Source organism: Proteus sp. fly-1089, assembly GCF_040138965.1.
GTDB classification, from domain to species: Bacteria; Pseudomonadota; Gammaproteobacteria; order Enterobacterales; family Enterobacteriaceae; genus Proteus; species Proteus vulgaris_B.
In genome coordinates, this window is record NZ_JBEETS010000007.1 from 135,945 (window position 1) to 160,112 (window position 24,168).

Sequence of the window (24,168 nt, forward strand, 5' to 3'; positions counted from 1 at the left end):
TGACCAAATTAAATTTATCAACTTAACTTTCTATTTATTATGACATTATCATCTGCGCAATTGCGTAAACCGGTATATTGGTGGGTTATTGGCTATGCGACACTGTGGATCTTAGTCAGCTATCTTTTTGACCCTACGGTGCCTTATGATGCCGTAGAAGCAGTCAATTGGGGTACCAATGGAGGTTGGGGTTCTCCTAAAAATCCTTGGTTTGTTGGTTTTATAATGTCACCTGCTATTTATGGCGGTGTCGATTTTAGCTTTTATTGGTATTTTATCCACTTTATTGTGATTGCTATTGGATTATTAGGTGTCTGGAATTTAGCTTATAAATTGACTCGTAACGCTAATCTTGCATGGTTTGCCATGTTAGGGCTTAATTTATCTGGCATTATTAACTTCGATATTATCCCTTATAACGATAACTATATTCTAGTCGGTTGCTGGGCTTGGGCTTTTTATTTTTTCCTCTGCGCAATCAATGACAATCAAAAATATTGGATTGGCTTTGCTATTGTTATGGGTATTGCCACAATGGGGAAATACTCATCACTAGCCTTTATGGGTTCTGTCTTTTTATTAAGCCTATTTGTACCTAAAGTGCGGGTGAGCTATCGATCGCCTTATTTTTATGTGGCGATTGCGATTTGGCTTGCTTTTGTTATCCCTAATTTTATTTGGCTATGGCAAACCGATTTTGCCGCGTTTAAATGGGTTGATTCTCAAATAGAGAGCCGTTTTAATTTGCGTACGACGCGTGCTGCGCTGACGGTTTTTTATCCTGTTATCTTGATGTGGGTTATATTACGTCTTTATGGTGGCCGTGTAAGTTGGTCTGCATCTCCAGATAGCCAATTACTGAATTTTATTTTGTTATTTCCATTAGTGATTATTTTTACTTGGTTTAGTTTTCATGAAGGGGGGCGTATCAGCGAGTGGTTACAACCCTTTATGTCGATTGCGACTGCACTTTTTGTGGGCTCAATTAGTGTCATGCCTAAACGTTCATTACGTGGCGCACTGTATGGTTTAGGTGTTTTTGGTATGTTGGTTGTTTCTGGTTATACCGTCGTACAAGCCGCTAATGTGCGTAATGCGGGTCAAAAATTTATTGGTGTAAAAACCTTTGTACAAGATGTTGAACAAGCTTGGTATCAGCATTATCACACGCCACTTGCGTATGTGGGCGGCGAGTATATGCATGAATGGGTGACTTTTTATGGCAAAGATAGACCATTATCTTCACAGCCGTGGATATTAGAAAAAAATGTACAACCGCCTAATATCTATAATCGGCATATTACGCTTCAACAATTAGAAGAGAAAGGTGTCGTATTGGTGAGTGAGGTGGGTTATTACTGTGAAAAAGCACATTTTGATGAAGGATTAAAGCACTGGCCGAGTTTAAAAATAGCCGATACTCAAGAGATAATGTTCCGTTCTGAGCCAAATGCTATTGCAGAGCCGGTTTGTATTGCATTTGTGGCTCCAAACAGTCATAAGGAAAAGTAGAAATGCGTTACGCTGATATTCAGGTTGAAACATCAAGGTTGATTTTGCGTCCCTTTGAAATGGGAGACGCTGAAAATTGGTTTAATATTATGAGTTCACCTGAAGTCACTCGCTACTGGAGCCATCTTCCTTGGCAATTACTGCAAGAAGCGCAAGAAGATATCATTCAAGATATTACCCATATGGAAAGAAAAGAGTATCTGCGCTTAGCGGTAATAGACAAAGAGACAAATGCATTAATGGGAATGTGTGTTTTCTTTAATCATTACCCTAAGTCACAACGAGGCGAAATAGGGTATTGCCTTGATACGCCATATCAAGGGAAAGGGATCATGAAGGAAGCTATGGTCGCATTTATCACGTACCTCCAAACACATTTATCTGTTCGTCGTTTAGAAGCGGATATTCATCCGAATAATAAAGCATCAGCTGCTTTATTAGCTAAATTAGGTTTTGAACAGGAAGGCTATCTTAAACAGCGTTGGATAGTGGGTGATGAGATTTCTGATTCCATTATCTTTGGTTTGTTGTTGCCCACGAAAGTAGAGTAATTGCAGAAAATAGAAAAGCACAAGTGGTATATAACACTTGTGCTTTTCGCTACTTAGCCAAAAAAGAGGCTTGATTTTTTAAACTTAAAGCTTGGTTTATTGAAAAAATATCGCCACGTACTTCTGGAATACCAAAAGATTTTAATCGGGCGCTGTGTTTCTCTAGATAAGCTTGAGCATTTTCTTTTGAATCAAAGAGATAAATCCCACCTGCTTTTTGTGTGTCTTTATTTTCAGTCCAAATTTTCCAAATAAAGCCAGGCTCTTGGTTGATTGATGCAGATAATGCATCCATAGCTTGTGTCATTTCATTATCGAAAGGACCATGATAAGGGAAATCTACTTGTAAAAGTACGTGCATAATCACCTCTTTTCTTATAAAAAACGGCACGTTATTGGTGCCGTTTGTCTGTATCATGATGTTCTTAATTTATTGAATATTAGAATAAAGAATTCAAATCAATAACATGAGTATCAATCAGTAATATTTTTAAAATAAACATTAATGAAACAATCACAACACACAGATTAATTTCTTTCCAGCGGAAAGTCCCTATCTTCATAACACAATAAGCAATAAAGCCTAGAGCGATACCTTCTGTAATTGAGAAGCTAAATGGCATCATGACTGCGGTGATAAAAGCTGGAACGGATTCAGTTAAATCATCCCATTTCACCCGCGTAAGGCTGGATGTCATTAATACACCCACATAAATTAGTGCGCCTGCTGTTGCATAGCTTGGTACCATACCTGCCAGTGGAGATAAGAAGATAGCAAGTAAGAAAAGAATACCCACAACAACCGCAGTTAAGCCTGTACGACCACCGACAGAAACACCAGAAGTACTTTCGATGAAGGCGGTTACAGACGATGTACCCATTGCAGAGCCTGCAACAGAACTTAAGCTATCGACGTATAACGCTTGTTTCATACGTGGGAATTTACCTTTGTCATCGGTTAAACCCGCTTTATCTGTCACACCAATTAATGTGCCTGAAGAGTCAAATAGGTTTACTAACATAAAGGCAAAAATCACACCAGAAAGGCCGATATCTAAGGCACCCATAATATCTACTTTACCAACAACAGTGGTGATAGAAGGAGGAAGAGAGAAAATGCCTTGGTAGGTGACATCGCCTAATAATAGGCCAATTACTGTAGTGATAACGATAGAAATAAGAATAGCTGCGTGAATATTACGTGCGGCAAGAATGGCGATAATAAAAAAGCCTAATGCACCTAATAACACGTTATGAGAGGCAAAGTTACCAATAGTGACGATGGTATCGTTGTTAGGAATAATAATACCAGAGTTTTTTAAGCCCATCATGGCGATAAAAAGGCCGATACCGCTCGTAATACCCACACGTAAACTTAGCGGAATATGCGCTATTATCCAGTAACGAATACGAAAAAGAGTCAGTAAAAATAGACCTACAGCACCCCAGAAAATCGCACCCATAGCGACTTCCCATGAATATCCCATTGCGCCAACAACCACAAAGGCAAAGAAGGCGTTTAGGCCCATAGCTGGTGCAACAGCAATAGGTAAATTTGCCACTAATCCCATTAAAATACTGCCGAAAGCCGCAATTAAGCAGGTCGTCACGAAGACGGCTTTGATATCCATATTGGCAGCAGCGAGAATTTGAGGGTTAACGAAGATAATATAAACCATCGTTAAAAACGTCGTGATACCCGCAATTAGTTCGGTGCGAGCGGTTGTGCCGTGTTCTTGTAGCTTAAACACACGTTGGAGCAAACCCTGTGAACCAGAATTTGGTGATGACATGCTCATAGACAAAAGATCCCAAAAAAAATGTTTTTCGCTTTATCCTACACAAATAAAACAATAACTGCACCTAAAAAAGTAATCGATTGCGTAGAAGGAAAATCTAAAGCTTAAAAATACTTTGAGATCCTTTAAGAGTGAAAAAGGATAAATGTAAGGAGGCTAATAGTGGTATCGACATGATGCAATTTCTATAGCGGGATCAGTAATACGGTAGATAAGGCGATGTTCATCAGTGATCCGTCTTGACCAAAAACCTGCTAAATTATGTTTCAAGGGCTCTGGTTTACCTATTCCGCTAAACGGTGTTCTTTTAATATCTTTTATGAGTTCGTTAATGCGTTTAATTATTTTCTTGTCCATTTGTTGCCAATAAAGATAACCACTCCATGATTGTTCAGAAAAAATTAATTTCATTCCGTTATATCCTTTTCTATACCTTTACCTTGGTTCAGTTCATCAATTGAATCGAGCAAATGGCGCGCATTCGCTGGAGATCGTAACAGATAAGCTGTCTCTTCTAGTGCTTGGTATTCATCAAGAGATAAAAGAACACATGGAATACCCTTTTGCCTTGTGATCATGATGGGTACTCTATCATCAATTGTTTCATTCATAATTGAAGTTAAGTTTTGTCTTGCTTCTGTATAATTTATCGTTTTCATCTTATTATCCAGTGAGTTGTATCTATTTTGATTAAATTATACACAATTTAGTGATTTAAGTACAGAAGTAAGTACTTAATGAGATGTGCGGAGATTTTTTTAGGAATAGAATAAGGAAATAGGGAATGTCAGATAATAATATAATAAAGATAATCTATGTAGTTTCAGTTTTTTTGTTCGTTGTTTTCTCAATGGAGTTATTTATTTCAATAGAAAGTTATATTCATTATTTTTCTCTCGCTGAAAAAATTAGTACCTCATTCAGAACATCTGTTTTTTTATTTACGGTACCTGCAGTTTTCTATCTTCTCTATTTATTGGTTTTTCCACCATCCAAAAAGAGGACAATAAAAGGAAGTAAAAAAATAATGTTCTCTTTTCTCTTATTTTTTATTTTTGGTGTGTTTTTTAGCTTTTTCTTTTCTTACTATGTTGAAAGAGATCTACTTTCTAAAGGTTATTTTATTTGTGAAAAAAACACTTTTGCAGAATCTAATCTCTATGTTAAATCATTAAATAGGTGTCATTAATTATGGATATTGAAACTAAAGATAAAATATATTTAATTTCATTTATTATGATCCCTCTCTTTCTCATTTGTATTTTTTTATCATTAGAGGATTATGTTGATTATTTCTTTTCAGCAGAGAAAATAAATTTTTCTTTTGTCACAGCAAGTATGCCTTTTTTATCGCCTTTTACTTATTATCTATTTTACATATTACTGATGTCCGCTATAAAAGACCAAGTAATCAAAATTAATAGCAAACTTGCGATAGTCACAGTGTTGATCTTCATTTTTGGTATTTTATTTGGCATATTTTTTAATCTCTATGTAAGATATGATCTTGTCTCCCAAGGATATTTTGTTTGTAAAAAAGGGCCCTCTTCTAAATCAAATGTTTACGTGGTGTCACCAAAACTTTGTCGTTATTAGCCTAAACTTTCTTAGTGAAACCTTTTTATCTATTTCTCCGAATAACTTCTATTTCATCAGATCTATTGAATTATTGTAAAAATAATTAAATTGAACTATGCCATATTTAACGGAATAAGTTACAGTAAAACGGTTTTAATAGCTTGGTTTTGTTAGCAAAATTATAACCTAAACCAAACTCATAAAAGTTTAAACCACTTCCCACCAGAGTCATATCGTAAACAGCCAGAAAGCCCTAATTTAATTAGTCTTAGTTAATAGGGAGTGGATATTTTCGTTTAAATGGCAACACTATTTGCCAAAAGGGGCGTTTCTCTTTTTGTGTTGAGAATAATTTAGCTACTCTATTTGCAATAATTTCCAATGAAAAACAGAGAACAAAATAGATAAACGCAACGAACAGAAAGACTTCCATTGGATAAACCATGCTACGGTTATTAACTTGTGTCGCTAAGAATGAAAGTTCACCTACACCCACCACATAAGCTAATGAAGTATCTTTAATTAAGGCTATCCACTGATTAATAAATGAAGGCACCATCATTCGTAATGCTTGAGGCAATACGATATGCCATAGCACTTGCCAGCGATTAAAACCTAACGATAATCCTGCCTGCCATTGCCCTCTTCCTATTGCCAAAATGCCGGCTTTAACGCCATGCGCAATATAAGACGATGTAATTAAAGCTAATGCACAAACTACTGTCGTGATTTCAGGTATTTCCATCCCCAGTACAACGGGTAATAAAAAATAGACCCAAAATATCAACATAATGACGGGAATAGCGCGGAAAAAACCTAAAAAAGCTGCGAAGAGGTTAACCCAGACACCTCTAAGCATCGCCAGAGCAATTCCACCCAAGGTACCTAAAATAATGGATGCAATACCAGCAATGATACTGATAAAGACGGTCAGCGCGGCACCTTCTAAAGGCCCGTCAGGATAGGCACCAAAGAGTAAGTACTGCCAGTTATCAGCAATAACAGTAAAGTCCATATTAATACCCTTGTGCTAATTTACGTTGCTGATGCCATTGTCCCCAAGCCTCCATTAAGGCTATTGCCGCAATATAGAGAATGGTTGCGACACCAAAGGCTTCAAAGGTCCGTAATGATTCGGTTTCGACTTGTCTTGATGCGTAAGAAAGCTCTGCAACACCAATAGCCATAGTCAATGATGAGTTTTTTATCACATTCATGTATTGACCCAGTAAAGGAGGCAGAGCAATACGGAAGGCTTGAGGTAAAATGACATAACGCATAGATTGCCACTGTGTTAAGCCTAGTGCTAAAGAGGCATATTTTTGCCCTTGTTTAACACCTTGAATACCGGCTCTTAGCTCTTCGGCAATAAATGGCGTTGAGTAAAATGTCAGACCCACAATGCCAGCTAAAAATTCAAAAGAAGGCCAAGAAAGTGTTACGCCTAAGAATGTAATCTCATGAGGCGAGTTTAACCACATCATGGCGCTTTGTGGCAGAATTTCTCCAGATGCAAAATACCAAAAGAATAATTGTACTAACAGTGGAGTATTACGAAATAACGATGTGTAAGCCGTGGCTAACCAGCGTAATGGTGCAAAAGTGCTATCTCTTGCAGCACTAAGGGCAAAGCTCATTAATGTTGCAATGACAATAGTCCAAAAAGAGATAAGCAAAGTAATTAGGAATCCCTTCCAGAGCCAGCTTAAATAGTGTGGCTCAAGAAGGTAATGTGATAGAAATTGCTCAAACATATAATAGGCCTATTGTAGACACCAAACCCCGCAAAGGCGGGGTAGGTGTTTTAATAAAGAAATAACTTTGCTATTGATGAAAGAAAATAGTTATTACTCTTTAAAGATTAAGATTGTGGTGTTTGCTCGGATAATGGCGCAAATTTAAAGTCACCACGAGGCTGAGCTGATTTTGTTTCAGGGCCGAACCAACGGTTATAGATCTCGTCTGCTTTGCCTTCTTTTTCTAGTCTTAATAGCGTGTTATTAATTTCATTAATTAAACGCTCTTCGCCTTTAGCGGCGGCCACAGCTTGGTATTCACGTGTAATGCTAAAAGATGACACTTCAAAATCTGCTTTTATAGCATCAGGAAGGTTGGCTAATAAGCCGACTAATTTTGCATCATCTTGTGTGATAGCTTGTACATTGCCGTTACGTAACGCAGCGAAGGCTAGAGGGGTATCGTCATAAGAGATAACTTTGGTATCAGGATAACGCTCACGTAGCGTGATTTCTTGAACAGTACCTTTATCTGCACCAATTCGCAGTGAGTGAATTTGTTCAGGATTAGTTAAAACCCCTTTACGTGCAATAAATTTTTGTCCAGTTGCAAAGTAAGGAACAGAGAAGTCTACTTGCTTAGCGCGTTCATCGGTAATGGTGAAGTTTGCTGCAATTAAATCGACTTTTTTAGAGCTTAACAGTGGAATGCGGTTTGCTGGGTTTGTTGGACGTAGCTCCAGTTTTACGCCTAAATCTTTGGCGATTTCATTGGCGATATCCGCATCATAACCGGCAAGTTTTTTGGTTTGAGGATCAATAAACCCAAAAGGAGGATTGCTGTCAAAAATCGCGATACGTACAACACCCGCTTTTTTTATATCATCTAATTTATCGGCTTTTGCAATACCAGAGAAAAGGACAGAACCTGCAATTAACACCGTTGCCAAAACACGTAGTTTCATTATTCACCCCAAAGAAAAGAATTATCATCGTTATGTTGGATATCACGCTATCAAGTTGATCTAAGTTCATAAAATAATAAAAATTGATATGGATATGCTTTTAAGGAATAAGATGAGAAAAAGCGTTGAGCAAGTACGGCATTAAATTTATGAGGGAATAAAAAAACAGCGACATAATTATCGCTGTTTGTAAGAGAAGAAAAGAAGAGAGAAATTTATTTAGTGGTATTGCTATCATCACTTTTTGTTAGCATTTTTTCTACTTGGTCGCCACCTAAATGACGGAAATCATGGCCTTTTACGTAATAGAAAATAAACTCACAAATATTCTGACAACGGTCGCCAATGCGTTCAATAGAACGCGCACAAAATAAGGCGGTTAACACACTAGGAATAGTGCGAGGATCTTCCATCATATAAGTCATTAATTGACGGACGATACCCTCGTATTCGTTATCAATCTTAGCGTCTTCACGATAGATGCGTACTGCTTCATCTAAATCCATGCGCGCAAACGCATCAAGAACATCATGAAGCATTTGTATTGCATGTTGACCTAAAGATTCTAAACTGACTAATAATGGCTGATGCTGGTGTGAAAACTTTTCAAGTGCGGTCTTACAGATTTTTTCAGCAACATCACCAATACGTTCTAGCTCAGCGATCGTTTTTGATATTGCCATAATTAAACGTAAGTCACTTGCTGTTGGCTGGCGTTTAGCAATAATTCGCATACACGCATCATCAATGGCGACTTCCATCATATTGACGTTATGATCACCTTGAATAACTTCATTTGCCAGTGCTTGGTCTTGATTGTGCATCGCTGTAATGGCTTTTTTCAGTTGCTCTTCAACAAGCCCACCCATAACCATCAGCTCAGTACGGATATGCTCTAACTCAGCATTAAATTGACCAGAAATATGCTTATTGTGATTTAAATTATCCATTTATTGCCTCGTTATCAGCCATAACGCCCAGTGATGTAATCTTCAGTTTGTTTTTTCGCAGGACGCGTAAATAACGTATCCGTATCGCTAAATTCAATTAACTCGCCTAAATACATAAATGCAGTGTAATCAGAACAACGAGCTGCTTGTTGCATGTTATGTGTCACGATAACCACGGTATATTCTGATTTGAGTTCGCTGATAAGTTCTTCAATACGACCTGTTGAGATTGGATCAAGTGCTGAACAAGGCTCATCAAGCAATAATACTTCAGGGCGAATAGCGATACCGCGTGCAATACATAAACGCTGTTGCTGACCGCCTGACAAACTATATCCACTCTGATGTAATTTATCTTTGGTTTCGTTCCATAATGCAGCCTTTGTCAAAGCCCACTGAACACGTTCGTCCATATCAGCGCGAGATAACTTTTCGAATAAGCGTACACCAAAAGCGATATTGTCATAAATTGACATCGGGAATGGGGTTGGCTTTTGGAACACCATACCAACCTTGGCTCGTAATAATGCGATATCTTGCTTATCCGTCAAGATGTTGTTGCCATCTAGCAGAATTTCGCCTTCTGCACGTTGTTCGCCATAAAGCTCATACATTTTATTAAAAGTACGCAGTAAGGTGGATTTACCACAGCCAGAAGGTCCGATAAAGGCGGTCACCTTATTTTTGGCAATATCTAAAGAGATATTTTTCAGCGCATGAAATTTACCGTAATAGAAGTTCAAGTCACGAACTTGGATTTTATTTCCTGCGTTATCATTAGCCATAATCATTCAACGTTCTCTCTTGCTTAACTTTCTGCGTTAGCCGTGCTTGCGTTTAGCAAACAGCACGCGCGCGATAATATTGATAAATAGAACACAGAGGGTGATAAGTAATACGCCAGCCCAGGCAAGTTCTTGCCACTGTGCAAAAGGACTCATGGCGAACTTAAAGATAGTCACAGGTAAGTTAGCTATCGGTTCGTTTAAGTCTGTGCTCCAGAATTGGTTGGATAGTGAAGTAAATAACAGTGGTGCAGTTTCACCTGCAATACGTGCAATCGCTAATAACACACCTGTAATAATGCCTGATACTGAGGCTTTTAAGGTGATTTTAGAGATCATCTTCCACTTTGGTGTTCCTAATGCATAAGCAGCTTCGCGTAAGCTATCAGGGACTAACTTCAACATATTTTCAGTGGTACGAATAACGATAGGAATTTGCAGTAAAGCAAGTGCAATAATACCTGCCCATCCTGAAAAGTGCTGCATTTGTGCGACCACAATGGTGTAGACAAAGAGTCCGACAACGATGGAAGGTGCTGACAGCAAAATATCGTTAATAAAGCGAGTGGTTTCAGCAAGCCATGAGCGACGGCCGTATTCCGCAAGATAAATTCCTGCAAGAATACCTAATGGTGTTCCAATTACAGTGGCCCAAAAGATGAGCAATCCACTACCGACAATGGCATTCGCCAATCCACCACCATCAGTATTTGGCGGCGGTGTCATTTCAGTGAAAAGCGCAAGGGACATACCATCAACGCCTTTTGTGATTGTTGAGAATAAAATCCACGTTAACCAGAAAAGACCAAATGCCATAGTAGAGACAGATAAAAACAGTGCGATACGGTTTTTTTGACGACGCCAAAGTTGGCGTTTATGGCGCACTCGTAGTTCGCTCTCGGTTTGAACTTGTAATGAAGAAGAGGATGTTTTAGACATATTAACGCGCTCCTTCATTCTTAGATAAACGTAATGTCATAAACTTAGAAATCGCAAGTACGATAAAGGTAATGACAAACAGAATAAGTCCTAATTCCATTAATGCTGCAGTATGTAATCCCGTCTCTGCTTCGGCAAACTCATTGGCTAATGCCGACGTGATACTGTTACCTGGCATAAACAGCGAGGCAGAATCTAATTGGTAGGTATTACCGATGATAAAGGTCACCGCCATGGTTTCACCTAAGGCACGGCCTAATCCCAACATAACGCCACCGATGACACCGTTACGGGTATAAGGCAGAACGATATTCCAAATTACTTCCCATGTCGTACAGCCAATGCCGTAGGCTGATTCCTTCATCATGACAGGTGTCTGTTCAAACACATCACGCATCACAGAGGCGATATAAGGAATGATCATGATAGCGAGGATAACCCCCGCAGCTAAGATACCAATACCAAAAGCTGGGCCTGAGAAAAGCTCACCAACAATAGGAATGGATGAAAGCACATTACCGACAGGTTCTTGGAAATAGGTTGCAAACAGTGGTGCAAAGACAAAGAGTCCCCACATACCATAAACAATACTTGGGATAGCCGCGAGTAACTCAATCGCAATACCTAATGGACGTTTTAGCCAATTAGGCGCTAACTCAGTGAGGAAAAGGGCAATACCAAAGCTGACAGGAACAGCAATAATCAGTGCGATGATTGACGTTACAATGGTACCGTAAATAGGCACTAATGCACCAAACTCTTGTGCCGGTGGATCCCACTCTTTTGTCCATAAGAATGAAAGACCAAACTGCTGAATACTTGGCCATGAGGCAAAAATCAGCGAAACAATGATACCTGTTAAAAGCAAAAGCGTAATTAACGCAGCTAGACGGACTAGTGCGCTGAAAATAACGTCCCCTCGTTTACTAGGGGCCTTTATTACCGTTGTGTGCTCGGCCATAAAGCCTCTTTTAATTTATTACCCCCTGTTAGCATAGCAGGGGGTGAACGTTAACTTATCTCTTAATGGTTGCCGGTTTTATTAGTAAATCGGTTTACCATTACTGTCTTTAATACTTGTTTTCCATGCAGCACGAATTTGTTCTACAACTTCTGCAGGCAATACTGCGTAATCTAGATTTTTCGCTTCTTGATTACCTTTGTCGTAAGCCCAATTGAAGAAATTCAGTACTTCTTTACCTTTTTCTGCATTTTGTTGTTTTTGATGCACTAAGATAAAGGTGGTTGAAGTAATCGGCCATGCGTTTTCACCTTTCTGGTTAGTCAGGTCTTGTGCAAAGCTTTTGCTCCAATCAATTTTTCTTGCTGCGGCACTAAAGCTGTCTGCTGTTGGTGCAATTGCTTCGCCATCAGCTGTGACTAATTTAGTATAAGCAAGGTTGTTTTGTTTCGCGTAAGCATATTCAACATAACCGATTGAACCTGGTACACGTTGAACGAATGCAGCGATGCCATCATTTCCTTTACCACCTAAGCCTGTTGGCCATTTAACGGTAGAGCCAGCGCCGACTTCATCTTTCCATGCATTACTTACTTTTGATAAGTAGCTAGTGAAAACGAAAGAGGTTCCTGAACCATCAGCACGGCGAATAACAGCGATATTCTGGTCTGGTAATTTTACACCTGGATTGAGTTTGGTGATGGCAGGATCGTTCCATTTTTGGATCTTGCCTAAATAAATATTACCGATAGTGTCGCCATCTAAGGTCAGCTCACCTGATTTGATACCAGGAATATTGACTGCCATAACAACACCACCAATCACAGTTGGGAATTGAAATAAACCGTCAGCTTGTAATTTGTCGTCTGCTAATGGCGCATCAGAAGCGCCAAAATCAACAGTATTTGCAATAATCTGTTTAACACCACCAGAGGAGCCAATGCCTTGGTAGTTAATTTTGTTACCCGTTTCTTTCTGATAGGAATCTGCCCATTTAGCATAAACTGGGGCAGGGAACGTTGCGCCAGCACCAGTCAGCGAGGTCGTTGCCTGCGCAGAAAGAGCGGTCATTGAAAACGCAGCGGCAATGACACTAGTCAGGGTGGTACGCATCAGTTTCATAATCCCTCCTGTGGGATAGGTAGAATAATTTTCGACATCTATCAACTTCGGTTACGGTACGCACAGACAATAGGTCAGTTAGATGACAATTAAATGTCTTAATTGTGACAGTTTTATGACAAAGTAAAAAAATGATGAAATATTTAGTGGGGGAAGAAAATACAAAGCAGAAGTAGCGGAATAAAAAAGGGCTTTATCAGAAAGAAAAATTAATCATCCTCATCATCACGCTCTTTTAATGGGAAATTAGCACGGATAAGTAATCCGCCTTTAATGCTATCATCAAGTTCAACATAACCGCCGTGAGCATCCATAATACGGCGAATAATGGATAACCCTAAACCAGCACCTGTTGAGCTACGTGCTTGTTCACCTTGAACAAAAGGTTGGAAAAGACGTTGTCGGTCTTCTTGTGGAATACCGGGGCCGTCATCTTCGACTTGAAACCATGCATATTCTTCATTTTTTCCACTTGAAACACTTATCCAGCCATGGCCATAGCGAGTCGCATTTACAATCATATTGGCAAGTGCTCGTTTTACAGCGGTAGGATTAGCCGTAATATTAATGGATTCAGGATGAAGATGATCTTCACTTATTTTGCCTGAGTTAGATTCAGCCGAAATGACTTCTTGTAATAGATTATTCATATCGCACAGTTCTAAAGACATCTCTTTACCTGTACGCATATAGTCTAGAAACTGGCCAATAATGGCATCGCAATCTTCAATATCTTTATTGATAGAGTCAGCAAGATAGCTATCTTCCGGGCTCATCATTTCAGTAGCAAGGCGAATACGAGTAAGTGGTGTACGCAAGTCATGACTGACACCTGCCATAACGAGTGTTCTATCATTATCTAATGAGCGAATGCCCGATGACATCTGATTAAATGCGCGAATGATTGATCGCATTTCAGAGGAGCCAGATTCAGGGATAGGCGGTGGAATAACCCCTTTACCGATACGACGTGCTGCATATTCTACTTCATTGAGTGGGCGATTTTGAAAACGGTTATAGAGCCAGAAAAAAGCGACAACGATAATAATAAAAATAATTGCTTGCCGATAAACCGGCAGTAAGAAATTTTGCCCTAATTCAGTAAGTGGAACGCGTATCCAAAGAGAGGGGGAAATATGTGTATTGACCCATAAAACAGGGTATTCCAGCGTGTTTTCAATCCAAATTTCAGTTTCTCCACCCAGATATTCAGACATCTGTTCACTTAAATCGTCATCGATTTTAGCCCAATAAAGTCCTTCCTCGAGAGCGGCCTCTTTATCAAAAAAAGAGATGCCTAATTCGCTATAGATTTTATTGCGCAAAGCTGGGGAGATTTTGAGTGGAGTGCCATCAACTAAAATAAGTTCTTCTGGCATTAATGTGCGTATTTCATACGCTAAAACTTTATTAAATTGCTGAAGGCTTGGCCCAACAATAAGGTGCTGCACAACGATATAACTGGCTATCAAACTAAAAAAAAGTAGCGAGATAACCAGAAATAACGAACGTGTCAGTTTATTGTGGGGGGAAAGCCTCAGCCTTCTCATTGAGCACTGGTTCCATCAGGAACAAAGACGTAACCAAGCCCCCAAACTGTTTGAATATAGCGAGGATGTGTTGGGTCCTCTTCAATCATTCGGCGTAAACGAGAAATTTGAACGTCAATTGAACGTTCCATAGCACTGTATTCGCGGCCACGAGCAAGGCTCATTAGTTTGTCACGAGAAAGTGGCTCACGAGGGTGAGATACCAGTACTTTCAATACAGCAAATTCACCACTAGTCAGAGGCATATGCTCTTCTTCGTGGAACATTTCGCGTGTACCAAGGTTTAGCTTGAATTTACCAAAAGAAATAATGGCATTATCTTGTGAAGGAGCACCCGGTAATTCGTTCGCTTGACGGCGAAGTACTGCGCGAATGCGAGCCAGTAATTCTCTTGGATTAAATGGTTTTGAGATGTAATCATCAGCACCAATTTCAAGCCCAACAATTCTATCAACCTCTTCCCCTTTTGCTGTAACCATAATAATAGGAATAGGGTTGTTTTGGCTTCTTAAGCGACGGCAAATGGATAAGCCATCTTCGCCTGGAAGCATTAAGTCGAGTACGATAAGGTGGATAGATTCGCGAGTGAGCAGACGATCCATTTGATCAGCGTTTGCAGCAGTACGGATTTGAAAACCCTGCTCTGTCAAATAGCGCTCTAGTAGTGAACGTAGACGTAAATCATCATCCACGATTAGCACTTTATAACTTTCTTGCATTTTTTAAGCTCCCGAAGTGCAAATGCTTTTTGTTAGCGAATTCTATCATCGTTAAGAATATTAAACCAAAACCAAAGAATAAATGTTAATAATTTACAGATAAAACTTGTTCTTTGGTGATAGTAAAGGTAATAAATCTATTTATTTGTCTTATTCCGAATGATATTTGATAGATAATACGCAGTAATTAACTTCACCACCTGGTGTTTGCACACTAATTTCATCATCAACTTGTTTACCAATGAGTGCTCGGGCAACAGGAGAATCTATAGAAATCCACTGTTTTGCTGGATCAAACTCATCAGGCCCCACAAGTCTGAAAGTTTTGACATTTTCGTCATCATCTTCAAGCGTGACCCAAGCACCAAAATAAACTTTTCCTTCTTGGCGAGGATCGGGATCAACAATTTTTAGCTCATCAAGACGTTTTGATAAAAAGCGAACACGTCTGTCAATTTCACGTAATCGCTTCTTTCCATAAATATATTCAGCATTTTCTGAACGGTCACCTTGTGCCGCTGCTTCTGAAACTGATTGTGTGACACGAGGGCGTTCTTCTTTCCAAAGATATTTTAGCTCTTTGTCTAAGGCATACCAGCCATCACGAGTAATATAGTTACTTTTTGCCATTACGAATTAAAACTATCATCAACATTGAATTTCATAAAGATACTATAGCGTGAATGATAAATTAATCTGTTATTTTCCTCATAATTGTCGAGTCTAATCGGAAATTTGCCAAATTTTTTTAGTGTGGCGTGTGTATAATAGCCCTCTTTAAAATTATTCCTCTCGGTAGGTAAATATATTATGAATGAATCATTAAGCCGAATTATTGCAGAAGAGCTCAAGGTTAAGCCTCAGCAAGTCCTTTCGGCCATAACGTTACTGGATGAAGGGAATACGGTGCCATTTGTTGCCCGTTACCGTAAAGAGGTCACTGGTGGGTTAGATGATACGCAACTACGTCAGTTAGAAACTCGCCTTAGTTATTTACGAGAACTCAATGATCGTCGCCAAACCATTTTAAAATCAATTGAAGAACAAGGAAAATTAACACCTGAGTTACGTTCTTCAATTAATGAAACGCAAAGTAAAACAGAGCTTGAAGATCTTTATCTTCCTTATAAGCCTAAACGCCGTACTCGTGGACAAATTGCTATTGAAAATGGGTTAGAGCCCTTAGCAGATTTGTTGTGGAATGAGCCACAAAACAACCCAGAAGATGTAGCGACCGCTTATGTCAACGCAGAAAAAGGTGTAAATGATACTAAAGCAGCTTTAGATGGCGCGCGTTATATTTTAATGGAGCGTTTTTCAGAAGATGCTGGGTTATTGGCGAAAGTTCGACAATATTTATGGAAAAATGCGCACCTTGTTTCAAAAGTTGTGGAAGGAAAAGAAGTCGAAGGAGCGAAGTTTAGTGATTATTTTGACAGTCATGAACCTATTGCCAATGTTCCCTCTCATCGTGCGTTAGCCATGTTTCGTGGCCGTAACGAAGGTATTTTACAATTATCGCTTAATCCTGATCCACAATTTGAAGAAGCACCTAAAGAAAGCTATGGTGAACAACTGATCACAGAGCATTTAGGATTACGCTTAAATAATCAACCGGCAGATAGCTGGCGTAAAGCGGTTGTAAGCTGGACTTGGCGTATTAAAGTTTTAATGCATATTGAAACAGAATTGATGAGCCAATTACGAGAAAAAGCAGAAGAAGAAGCTATTAATGTTTTTGCTCGAAATCTAAATGATTTACTGATGGCAGCACCTGCGGGTATGCGAGCCACTATGGGACTTGATCCTGGTTTACGTACTGGTGTGAAAGTTGCTGTTGTAGATAGCACTGGTAAGTTAATTGCAACTGATACGATTTATCCACATACAGGCCAAGCTGATAAAGCGGCTGCGAGTGTCGCGGCGTTATGTATTAAGCATAATGTTGAGCTGGTGGCGATTGGCAATGGTACTGCTTCTCGTGAAACCGAACGTTTTTTTGCTGAAACTGTAAAACGTTACCCAGACGTCAAAGCACAAAAGGTCATTGTGAGCGAGGCGGGAGCGTCCGTATATTCTGCATCAGAGCTTGCTGCTAATGAGTTTCCTGATTTAGACGTGTCTATTCGTGGTGCGGTCTCTATTGCTCGCCGTTTACAAGATCCGTTGGCTGAACTTGTAAAAATTGATCCTAAATCCATTGGTGTTGGCCAATATCAGCATGATGTTAGCCAAACATTATTAGCTAGAAAACTTGATACTGTTGTTGAAGACTGTGTGAATGGTGTTGGTGTGGATTTAAATACCGCGTCAGTACCATTATTAACGCGAGTTGCGGGGCTTAGCCAATCTATCGCTCAAAATATTATTAATTGGCGTGATGAGAACGGTCGCTTTATTGATAGAAAACAGTTACTCAAAGTCGCCCGTTTAGGGCCAAAAGCCTTTGAGCAATGCGCAGGTTTTTTGCGTATTCGTGATGGTGAAAATCCGCTGGATGCGTCAACAGTTCACCCAGAAGCGTATCCAGTTGTTGAAAATATCCTGCAATCTACGCAACAAAAGATTGGCGATTTAATGGGAAATAGCGCTTTGATCTCACAGGTTGATGCAAGAGCGTTTATCACAGAGAAATTTGGTCTACCAACAGTTAATGACATCTTAAAAGAGTTAGCTAAACCAGGGCGAGACCCTCGTCCAGAGTTTAAAACTGCGACTTTTGCTGAAGGTGTGGAAACAATGAATGACTTAGTTAGTGGCATGATCCTTGAAGGAACCGTGACTAATGTGACTAATTTCGGTGCATTTGTTGATATCGGTGTACACCAAGATGGTTTGGTTCATATCTCCTCTTTAGCTGACCAATTTATTGAAGATCCACATACTGTGGTAAAAACAGGTGATATTGTTAAAGTCAAAGTTCTTGAAGTTGACTTGGCTCGTAAACGTATTGCATTAACTATGCGTTTAGATGAGGTTGCTGGTGATAGTGAAAATAGACAATCATCACCAAGTAATAATCACCCTAGAAATAATAAAGGACAGAAGCCAGCTCGTAATAACCGCCAATCAACAAATAGTGGTAATAATGCGGGAAATAGTGCAATGGGTGACGCGTTAGCCGCTGCATTTGGAAAAAAACGCTAATAACACATTTAGGGTTATAGTATTAATGAGCAAGGAGCTCTAACGTTGTTGAATGTGGTGTTATGGATATTGATGACACCACATTTTTTATTTTGCCTTATTCAAGCTGTTTTGTAATAACAAAATATTGATAAAGAAGAATGCAGATTAAATTTACTCTCATTTATTCTTCATTTTTAATCGGTTTGGTTTTAATCTGACTTAAGCGATATTAAATAAAGTATCCTCTATTTCATCTCTATATTTATTTATTATGATTTTTATCATCCATTTTCTATTTTCCCCATCGCTGATTACCTTTATATTATAAATATGAGTTGATCGCCTTATAACCTTATTACTAATAAGGTTTTTAAGTGAGATTCTATGAGCTAAAACTGAGAAATCATTGCTTCTTTTTATATCAACTCTATTTTAATTAATAGAATGAATATCTGTAGGTTTATTTCACCTTTATTAGGTTATTAATATGAATTTAAATAAATTATCGCTTGGCTTGATTTTAATTTCTGCAACATTACTTGCAGGGTGTGCTTCAGAGTCTTCTCGCTCTTTAGATGTTGCTAAAGTCGCAACCTATAACACGACTTATACTGGGACAAAAAGCGCTATTTCAATTGGTAAGTTTGATAACCGTTCTAGTTATATGAATGGAATATTCTCTGATGGTGTTGATAGATTAGGAAATCAATCAAAAACCATTTTAATGACCCATTTACAACAGACCGGGCGTTTTAACGTGTTAGATCGCGCCAATATGTCTGAGTTAAAAGAAGAGGCGGGTATTAAAGGCCAAAGTCAGCAATTAAAAGGTGCAACCTATGTTATTACGGGTGATGTCACTGAATTTGGTCGTAAAGAAGTGGGTGATCGTCAATTATTCGGTATTTTAGGTCGCGGTAAAACCCAAGTTGCTTATGCCAAAGTGAATTTAAACGTTGTGAATGTAAACACATCAGAAGTGGTGTTTTCATCTCAAGGTGCGGGTGAATATGAGCTTTCTAACCGTGAAATCATCGGGTTTGGTGGAACAGCAAGCTATGACTCAACACTTAATGGCAAAGTGCTTGATCTCGCTATTCGTGAAGCAGTTAATAATTTAGTAGCTGGTATTGAGAGCAATGCTTGGCAGCCTTCGAAATAATGCTCATTTTATAAGGATATAACAATGTTAAAATCATTAATGAGCCTTGCTTTTGGTACGCTATTATTGACAGGGTGCGCAAGTGGCCCTAAACCGCTTTATAACTGGGATAGCTATCAACAAGTGGTTTATCAACATTATCAACAAAGTGAAAGTGACCCCCAAGCACAGATTGATGCATTAAAGAAAAGTATTGAACTCTCTCGTGCTAAATCATTGGGTATTCCACCGGGATTACATGCGCACTTAGGAATGTTATATGGTGCAACAGGCGCATTAGATTTAGCGATGGCTGAATTTAACGAGGAAAAAGCACTTTACCCTGAATCAGCAGAATTCATGGATCGCCTGATGAAAAACAAAGGAATGCAAAAATGAGTCGTTTATTTGCTTTAATGTGTTTTGCGTTTGCGTTGGTATTAACGGGCTGTGCTCAACCTGTCAAAACGGATTACACCGCCTTTAAACAAAGTAAGCCAAAAAGTATTTTAGTTTTAGTACCACAAAACCACACGACAGAGGTTGGTGCGGGGCATAGTTTTTTATCTCAAGTGACGTATCCTTTGGCAGAGGCGGGCTATTATGTTTTCCCGGTTGCGGTCGTTGAAGAGACATTTAAGCAAAATGGTCTATCAATGGCTGGAGATATTCACGCAGTAAGTCCGAATAAATTGCGTGAAATATTTGGTGCTGATGCGGTTTTATACTTAGATATCACTGAATTCGGCACGTCATACCAAGTTATTTCCAGTGATACACGAGTCACTGTTAGCGCTAAACTTGTTGATCTCCGTAATGGCGGTGTGTTGTGGAGCAGTTCTGCAACCGCATCAAGTACAGAGACAGAAAGTTCATCAAGTAGCTTAGTGGGAATGTTGGTTTCTGCTGTTGTGAATCAAATCGTTAATACCGTTTCAGATAAGAGTTACCAAATTGCAGGAATAACCAGTGTGCGGTTACTGTCTGCAGGTAAAGCAAATGGTATTTTATACGGCCCTCGCTCACCTAACTATGGTAAAGAAGCAGAATGATTTAATGCTATAAATTAACCATAATAAAGAAAAAGGCTCTGTTTTATGTGATCACAATAAACAGAGCCTTTCTATTTGTTATTATCAAATAATAATAATTCTTATTAGCCATTAAAGAAATGCAGGTATTTTAATCAAAGAAATTAGATTAATAACAAAGAAAATAAATAGAGGGTCATTTTTATTGAAAAGAGAAACCATCCTTGGTTGCTAGTCCGTTTCCTTCCATGGTTAATAATCCATAATTCGGTATATAAAAGAGACTGATAAAATAAGAGAATAGTCAATTAGAATAAGATAAGGTATGGGGGGATGCTATCTTTCCTTGTAATATAGCGACCTTTATTCTTTAAATGACTCTCAAATTTAAATCAAAACACGACTGAGTTGGATATTAATCAATGTTTTGTTCTAGGGTATGTAATATTATAATTTAGGTAAAGATATAATTATTACTATTATTATAATCATCGAATTACGAGAGAATAAAAAAATAATAAAATTAATATAACGAGATATTTAATTAATTTAAATCGTATTTTGAGTAATATATCGTTTTAAACTCTGGGTAAAAGTTGATAAGCGTTATTTTAAAATAATAAACTTTAACTAACATCTTGAATAAACTTAATTTATTTATGAATATCTTTAATGAGTAAGACTATTTTTGTGTAATGTGACTTATATCACATCTTGTGTTCAGGCAGGATAGCCTATCAATAAGAAGATAAGGGGATTTATACGATACCTTTTTTGATCATATTCAGTTCTCGATTTATTGGTTACACTATTCTTTCAGATATTCATAATGTCTGTTTGCTGGTATGAGATATCAGCGGTTCACTTTTGGAAGGTAGAGGCATGTCAGAACAAACAATTATTTGGGATCTTGACCTGATCCATAAGTATAACTATTCAGGTCCTCGCTATACATCATACCCAACAGCATTGGAATTTAATCAACAATATGGTGATGTTGATTTTATCAAAGCGACTCAACGTTATCCTGAGCGCCCTTTATCACTTTATATCCATATTCCTTTCTGCCATAAGCTGTGTTATTTCTGTGGTTGTAATAAAATTATTACACGGCATAAACATAAAGCAGATGAGTATCTTGATGTTTTAGAAAAAGAAATTATTAATAGAGCTCGTTATTTTAAAGACAGAAAAGTGACTCAAATGCATTGGGGCGGGGGTACGCCTACTTTTCTGGATAAGCAACAAATTAGTCGATTGGTTTCGCTATTACGTCAGCATTTTCATTTTGTCGATAATGCAGAGCTTTCTATTGAAATTGACCCGCGTGAGATTGAATTAGATGTTATCGATCATTTGCGTAATGAAGGCTTTAACCGCCTGAGTATGGGAGTGCAAGATTTTAATAAAGAAGTACAACAAAAAGTAAATCGAGAGCAAGATGAAGCGTTTATTTTTGCATTAGTAGAGCGTGCGTGTGAAGTGGGTTTTCACTCCACCAGTATTGATTTAATTTATGGCTTACCTAAGCAAACCAAAGAGAGTTTTTCCTTTACATTAAAACGTGTCATTGAATTATCGCCAGATAGATTAAGTGTATTTAATTATGCTCATTTACCTAATTTATTTGCGGCTCAACGTAAAATTAAAGATGAAGACCTTCCTTTAGCGGAAGAAAAATTAGAAATATTACAAGAAACCATTTCTACGCTAACGACAAATGGCTATCAATTTATTGGAATGGATCATTTTGCTAAGCCTGATGATGAATTAGCCGTAGCTCAGCGCAAAGGTATTTTACATCGTAATTTCCAAGGATATACCACTCATGAAGAGTGTGATTTATTAGGTATGGGTGTTTCTGCAATTAGTATGTTAGGAGATAACTATGCGCAAAATGAGAAGGTATTGAAAGAGTATTATACGCGTGTAAATAGTGAAGGTAATGCACTATGGCGAGGTTTATCACTGACTAATGATGATTGTATTCGCCGTGATGTAATTAAAACTTTAATTTGTAATTTTAATCTGCATTTTTCTGATATTGAAAAAATGCACGATATTGCCTTCCATGACTATTTTAAAGAAGATTTAGAATTACTTGTGCCAATGAAAGATGATGGTTTAATTGAAATAACAGCAGACGGAATTCAAGTAACACCTAGAGGACGTTTGCTTATTCGTAATATCTGCATGTGTTTTGATACCTATTTGCGAAATCAAATGCGCCAACGTCAATTCTCTCGTGTTATTTAAATAAAAGAGGGGTAGAGGACTAATATTCGTCTATCCCTAATTCTTTTAATTTTCGGGTTAATGTATTTCTTCCCCAACCTAATAATCGTGCGGCATCTTGTTTATGGCCTTGTGTATAGGCTAAAGCGCTGAGTAAAAGTGTCCGTTCAAACTGAGGTAATGCATTCGTTAGGATATTGTCTTTTCCTTCAGCTAATGCTTCATCTGCCCATAATGAAAGATGTTGTGACCAATGTTGAGATGAAGCAATTCGACTGACATTTTTTGCTTTCTCATCGAGTTGGCGAATTTCTTGCGGTAAGTCTTGAGGCATAATTTCTTGGCTTGCAGTCATTACCGTTAGCCAGCGACATACATTCTCTAATTGTCTTACGTTACCAGACCAGTTGTATTCCATCATTATTTGTAAACTTTGTTGATGGAGTACTTTCGCTTCCACACCAAGCTCTTTTGCTGTTTTTTGCAAAAAGTAACGTGCTAAGTTTGGAATATCTTCTGTTCTATCTCGTAGTGGCGGTAATTGAATGCGAATAACATTGAGGCGATGATAGAGATCTTCACGAAAATCACCAGCCTGAACGCGTTTTTCTAAGTCTTGATGTGTAGCGGCAATAATACGTACATCAACTTTTACAGGGGCATAGCCACCTACTCGATAAAATTGTCCTTCAGCAAGCACTCGTAGTAACCGTGTTTGAATATCAAGAGGCATATCGCCAATTTCATCAAGGAAAAGAGACCCGCCATTTGCTTGTTCAAATCGGCCTTGGCGTACTTGGGAGGCACCTGTAAATGCCCCCTTTTCGTGACCAAAAAGCTCTGACTCAATCAAGTCTTTAGGAATAGCTGCCATATTTAGGGCGATAAAAGGAGAGGAAGCTCTTGGGCTGTGCCGATGTAATGCATGCGCGACTAGCTCTTTTCCTGTGCCCGATTCCCCATTAATCAGCACACTGATTGAGGAACGAGAAAGTCGCCCAATAATACGGTAAACCTCTTGCATTGCAGGCGCTTCACCAATCATATCAGAAACAGATTGCAGAGTAGTTCCAGTCGTATTGGGCTGTTTTTGCTCGCGATAATGCGTAATTGCACGATCAATTAATGCCAATGTTTCGTCGATATCGAATGGCTTTGGTAAGTAATCAAAAGCTCCTTGTTGATAGGCATTAACAGCAGCATCGAGATCAGAATGTGCCGTCATGATAATAACGGGCAGAGTGGGATATTGTTCTTTAATTATTTTTAAAAGAGATAAACCATCAATATCAGGCATACGAATGTCTGATAACAACACATCAGGTATTTCTGTATTGAGTGCATTAAGCACATCATTCGCATGTTCAAAGGCTTTACAAGACATGCCTTCACGAGAAATGGCACGTTCAAGTACCCAGCGAATAGAGCTGTCATCATCAACAACCCATACATTTCCTTTTTGCAT

The 24,168-nt window shown here is 38.5% G+C and carries 25 protein-coding genes; 9 read left to right on the forward strand and 16 right to left on the reverse strand.

The window, feature by feature from the left end:
• Positions 1-39 precede the first annotated feature (39 nt).
• The gene (locus ABN080_RS14925; protein WP_196554398.1) at positions 40-1,512 is read left to right on the forward strand and encodes a glycosyltransferase family 39 protein; all 1,473 of its coding nucleotides are present in this window, start codon (positions 40-42) and stop codon (positions 1,510-1,512) included.
• Between the two features lie 2 nt (positions 1,513-1,514).
• Positions 1,515-2,063: a GNAT family N-acetyltransferase gene (locus ABN080_RS14930; RefSeq protein WP_072068855.1), complete on the forward strand. Its 549-nt coding sequence runs from the start codon at positions 1,515-1,517 to the stop codon at positions 2,061-2,063.
• A 49-nt stretch (positions 2,064-2,112) separates the two neighbouring features.
• Here ABN080_RS14930 and ABN080_RS14935 read toward each other — a convergent pair whose 3' ends face one another.
• The 4 genes from ABN080_RS14935 to yefM all read right to left on the reverse strand — a co-directional run bounded on the left by ABN080_RS14935 (position 2,113) and on the right by yefM (position 4,521).
• Positions 2,113-2,424 (reverse strand): monooxygenase, encoded by a 312-nt coding sequence (locus ABN080_RS14935; protein WP_072068854.1) that lies wholly within the window; start codon positions 2,422-2,424, stop codon positions 2,113-2,115.
• 79 nt (positions 2,425-2,503) lie between these two features.
• Positions 2,504-3,862 carry an NCS2 family permease gene (locus ABN080_RS14940; RefSeq protein WP_072068853.1) on the reverse strand — a complete coding sequence of 453 codons (1,359 nt, stop codon included), beginning with the start codon at positions 3,860-3,862 and terminating at the stop codon, positions 2,504-2,506.
• Positions 3,863-4,018: 156 nt separating this feature from the next.
• The gene (locus tag ABN080_RS14945; protein WP_349441416.1) at positions 4,019-4,273 is read right to left on the reverse strand and encodes a Txe/YoeB family addiction module toxin; all 255 of its coding nucleotides are present in this window, start codon (positions 4,271-4,273) and stop codon (positions 4,019-4,021) included.
• Positions 4,270-4,521 carry a YoeB-YefM toxin-antitoxin system antitoxin YefM gene (yefM, locus tag ABN080_RS14950; protein WP_072068851.1) on the reverse strand — a complete coding sequence of 84 codons (252 nt, stop codon included), beginning with the start codon at positions 4,519-4,521 and terminating at the stop codon, positions 4,270-4,272. The genes ABN080_RS14945 and yefM overlap by 4 nt, the downstream gene beginning before the upstream one ends.
• Positions 4,522-4,712: 191 nt before the next feature.
• Between yefM and ABN080_RS18270 the strand changes: the two genes are divergently transcribed.
• Both ABN080_RS18270 and ABN080_RS14955 read left to right on the forward strand, forming a co-directional pair.
• Positions 4,713-5,051 carry a DUF1240 domain-containing protein gene (locus ABN080_RS18270; RefSeq protein WP_502935118.1) on the forward strand — a complete coding sequence of 113 codons (339 nt, stop codon included), beginning with the start codon at positions 4,713-4,715 and terminating at the stop codon, positions 5,049-5,051.
• Between the two features lie 2 nt (positions 5,052-5,053).
• Entirely contained in the window at positions 5,054-5,458 is a 405-nt protein-coding gene (locus tag ABN080_RS14955; protein WP_349441417.1) for a DUF1240 domain-containing protein, read from the forward strand.
• A 250-nt stretch (positions 5,459-5,708) separates the two neighbouring features.
• On the opposite strand, the gene ABN080_RS14965 is transcribed toward ABN080_RS14955, so the two are convergent.
• The 11 genes from ABN080_RS14965 to greB all read right to left on the reverse strand — a co-directional run bounded on the left by ABN080_RS14965 (position 5,709) and on the right by greB (position 15,797).
• Positions 5,709-6,455: an amino acid ABC transporter permease gene (locus ABN080_RS14965; RefSeq protein WP_349441418.1), complete on the reverse strand. Its 747-nt coding sequence runs from the start codon at positions 6,453-6,455 to the stop codon at positions 5,709-5,711.
• A 1-nt stretch (position 6,456) separates the two neighbouring features.
• The gene (locus ABN080_RS14970) at positions 6,457-7,194 is read right to left on the reverse strand and encodes an amino acid ABC transporter permease (RefSeq protein ID WP_115351110.1); all 738 of its coding nucleotides are present in this window, start codon (positions 7,192-7,194) and stop codon (positions 6,457-6,459) included.
• A gap of 107 nt (positions 7,195-7,301) precedes the next feature.
• Positions 7,302-8,141: an ABC transporter substrate-binding protein gene (locus tag ABN080_RS14975; protein WP_197269777.1), complete on the reverse strand. Its 840-nt coding sequence runs from the start codon at positions 8,139-8,141 to the stop codon at positions 7,302-7,304.
• Positions 8,142-8,356: 215 nt separating this feature from the next.
• On the reverse strand, positions 8,357-9,091 hold the full coding sequence (gene phoU, locus ABN080_RS14980; protein ID WP_196554392.1) for a phosphate signaling complex protein PhoU: 735 nt from the start codon (positions 9,089-9,091) through the stop codon (positions 8,357-8,359).
• A gap of 14 nt (positions 9,092-9,105) precedes the next feature.
• Positions 9,106-9,882: a phosphate ABC transporter ATP-binding protein PstB gene (pstB, locus tag ABN080_RS14985; RefSeq protein ID WP_006534565.1), complete on the reverse strand. Its 777-nt coding sequence runs from the start codon at positions 9,880-9,882 to the stop codon at positions 9,106-9,108.
• A gap of 30 nt (positions 9,883-9,912) precedes the next feature.
• A complete protein-coding gene (gene pstA / locus ABN080_RS14990) occupies positions 9,913-10,815 on the reverse strand; it encodes a phosphate ABC transporter permease PstA (protein WP_072068844.1) in 903 nt (300 codons plus the stop codon).
• A 1-nt stretch (position 10,816) separates the two neighbouring features.
• On the reverse strand, positions 10,817-11,776 hold the full coding sequence (pstC, locus tag ABN080_RS14995) for a phosphate ABC transporter permease PstC (RefSeq protein WP_072068843.1): 960 nt from the start codon (positions 11,774-11,776) through the stop codon (positions 10,817-10,819).
• A gap of 81 nt (positions 11,777-11,857) precedes the next feature.
• Complete coding sequence (pstS, locus tag ABN080_RS15000; protein ID WP_072068842.1) at positions 11,858-12,898, reverse strand: phosphate ABC transporter substrate-binding protein PstS; 1,041 nt, start codon at positions 12,896-12,898, stop codon at positions 11,858-11,860.
• A gap of 209 nt (positions 12,899-13,107) precedes the next feature.
• Positions 13,108-14,448, reverse strand: coding sequence for a two-component system sensor histidine kinase EnvZ (gene envZ / locus ABN080_RS15005; protein WP_349441419.1), 1,341 nt, complete (start codon positions 14,446-14,448; stop codon positions 13,108-13,110).
• Positions 14,445-15,167, reverse strand: a complete 723-nt coding sequence (ompR, locus tag ABN080_RS15010) for an osmolarity response regulator transcription factor OmpR (protein ID WP_036933800.1) — start codon at positions 15,165-15,167, stop codon at positions 14,445-14,447. The genes envZ and ompR overlap by 4 nt, the downstream gene beginning before the upstream one ends.
• Positions 15,168-15,317: 150 nt before the next feature.
• A complete protein-coding gene (gene greB / locus ABN080_RS15015; RefSeq protein WP_006534574.1) occupies positions 15,318-15,797 on the reverse strand; it encodes a transcription elongation factor GreB in 480 nt (159 codons plus the stop codon).
• 180 nt (positions 15,798-15,977) lie between these two features.
• On the opposite strand from greB, the gene ABN080_RS15020 reads away from it, so the two are divergent.
• The 5 genes from ABN080_RS15020 (at position 15,978) to hemN (ending at position 22,724) form a co-directional block, all read left to right on the forward strand.
• A complete protein-coding gene (locus tag ABN080_RS15020; protein WP_349441420.1) occupies positions 15,978-18,314 on the forward strand; it encodes a Tex family protein in 2,337 nt (778 codons plus the stop codon).
• Between the two features lie 469 nt (positions 18,315-18,783).
• Positions 18,784-19,458 (forward strand): CsgG/HfaB family protein, encoded by a 675-nt coding sequence (locus ABN080_RS15025; protein ID WP_072068839.1) that lies wholly within the window; start codon positions 18,784-18,786, stop codon positions 19,456-19,458.
• A gap of 18 nt (positions 19,459-19,476) precedes the next feature.
• Positions 19,477-19,836, forward strand: a complete 360-nt coding sequence (locus ABN080_RS15030; RefSeq protein ID WP_371032846.1) for a DUF4810 domain-containing protein — start codon at positions 19,477-19,479, stop codon at positions 19,834-19,836.
• The gene (locus ABN080_RS15035; protein WP_072068837.1) at positions 19,833-20,489 is read left to right on the forward strand and encodes a DUF799 domain-containing protein; all 657 of its coding nucleotides are present in this window, start codon (positions 19,833-19,835) and stop codon (positions 20,487-20,489) included. The genes ABN080_RS15030 and ABN080_RS15035 overlap by 4 nt, the downstream gene beginning before the upstream one ends.
• Before the next feature lie 861 nt (positions 20,490-21,350).
• Positions 21,351-22,724 carry an oxygen-independent coproporphyrinogen III oxidase gene (gene hemN, locus ABN080_RS15040; RefSeq protein ID WP_349441421.1) on the forward strand — a complete coding sequence of 458 codons (1,374 nt, stop codon included), beginning with the start codon at positions 21,351-21,353 and terminating at the stop codon, positions 22,722-22,724.
• 19 nt (positions 22,725-22,743) lie between these two features.
• On the opposite strand, the gene glnG is transcribed toward hemN, so the two are convergent.
• Positions 22,744-24,168 carry a nitrogen regulation protein NR(I) gene (glnG, locus tag ABN080_RS15045; protein ID WP_196554387.1) on the reverse strand — a complete coding sequence of 475 codons (1,425 nt, stop codon included), beginning with the start codon at positions 24,166-24,168 and terminating at the stop codon, positions 22,744-22,746.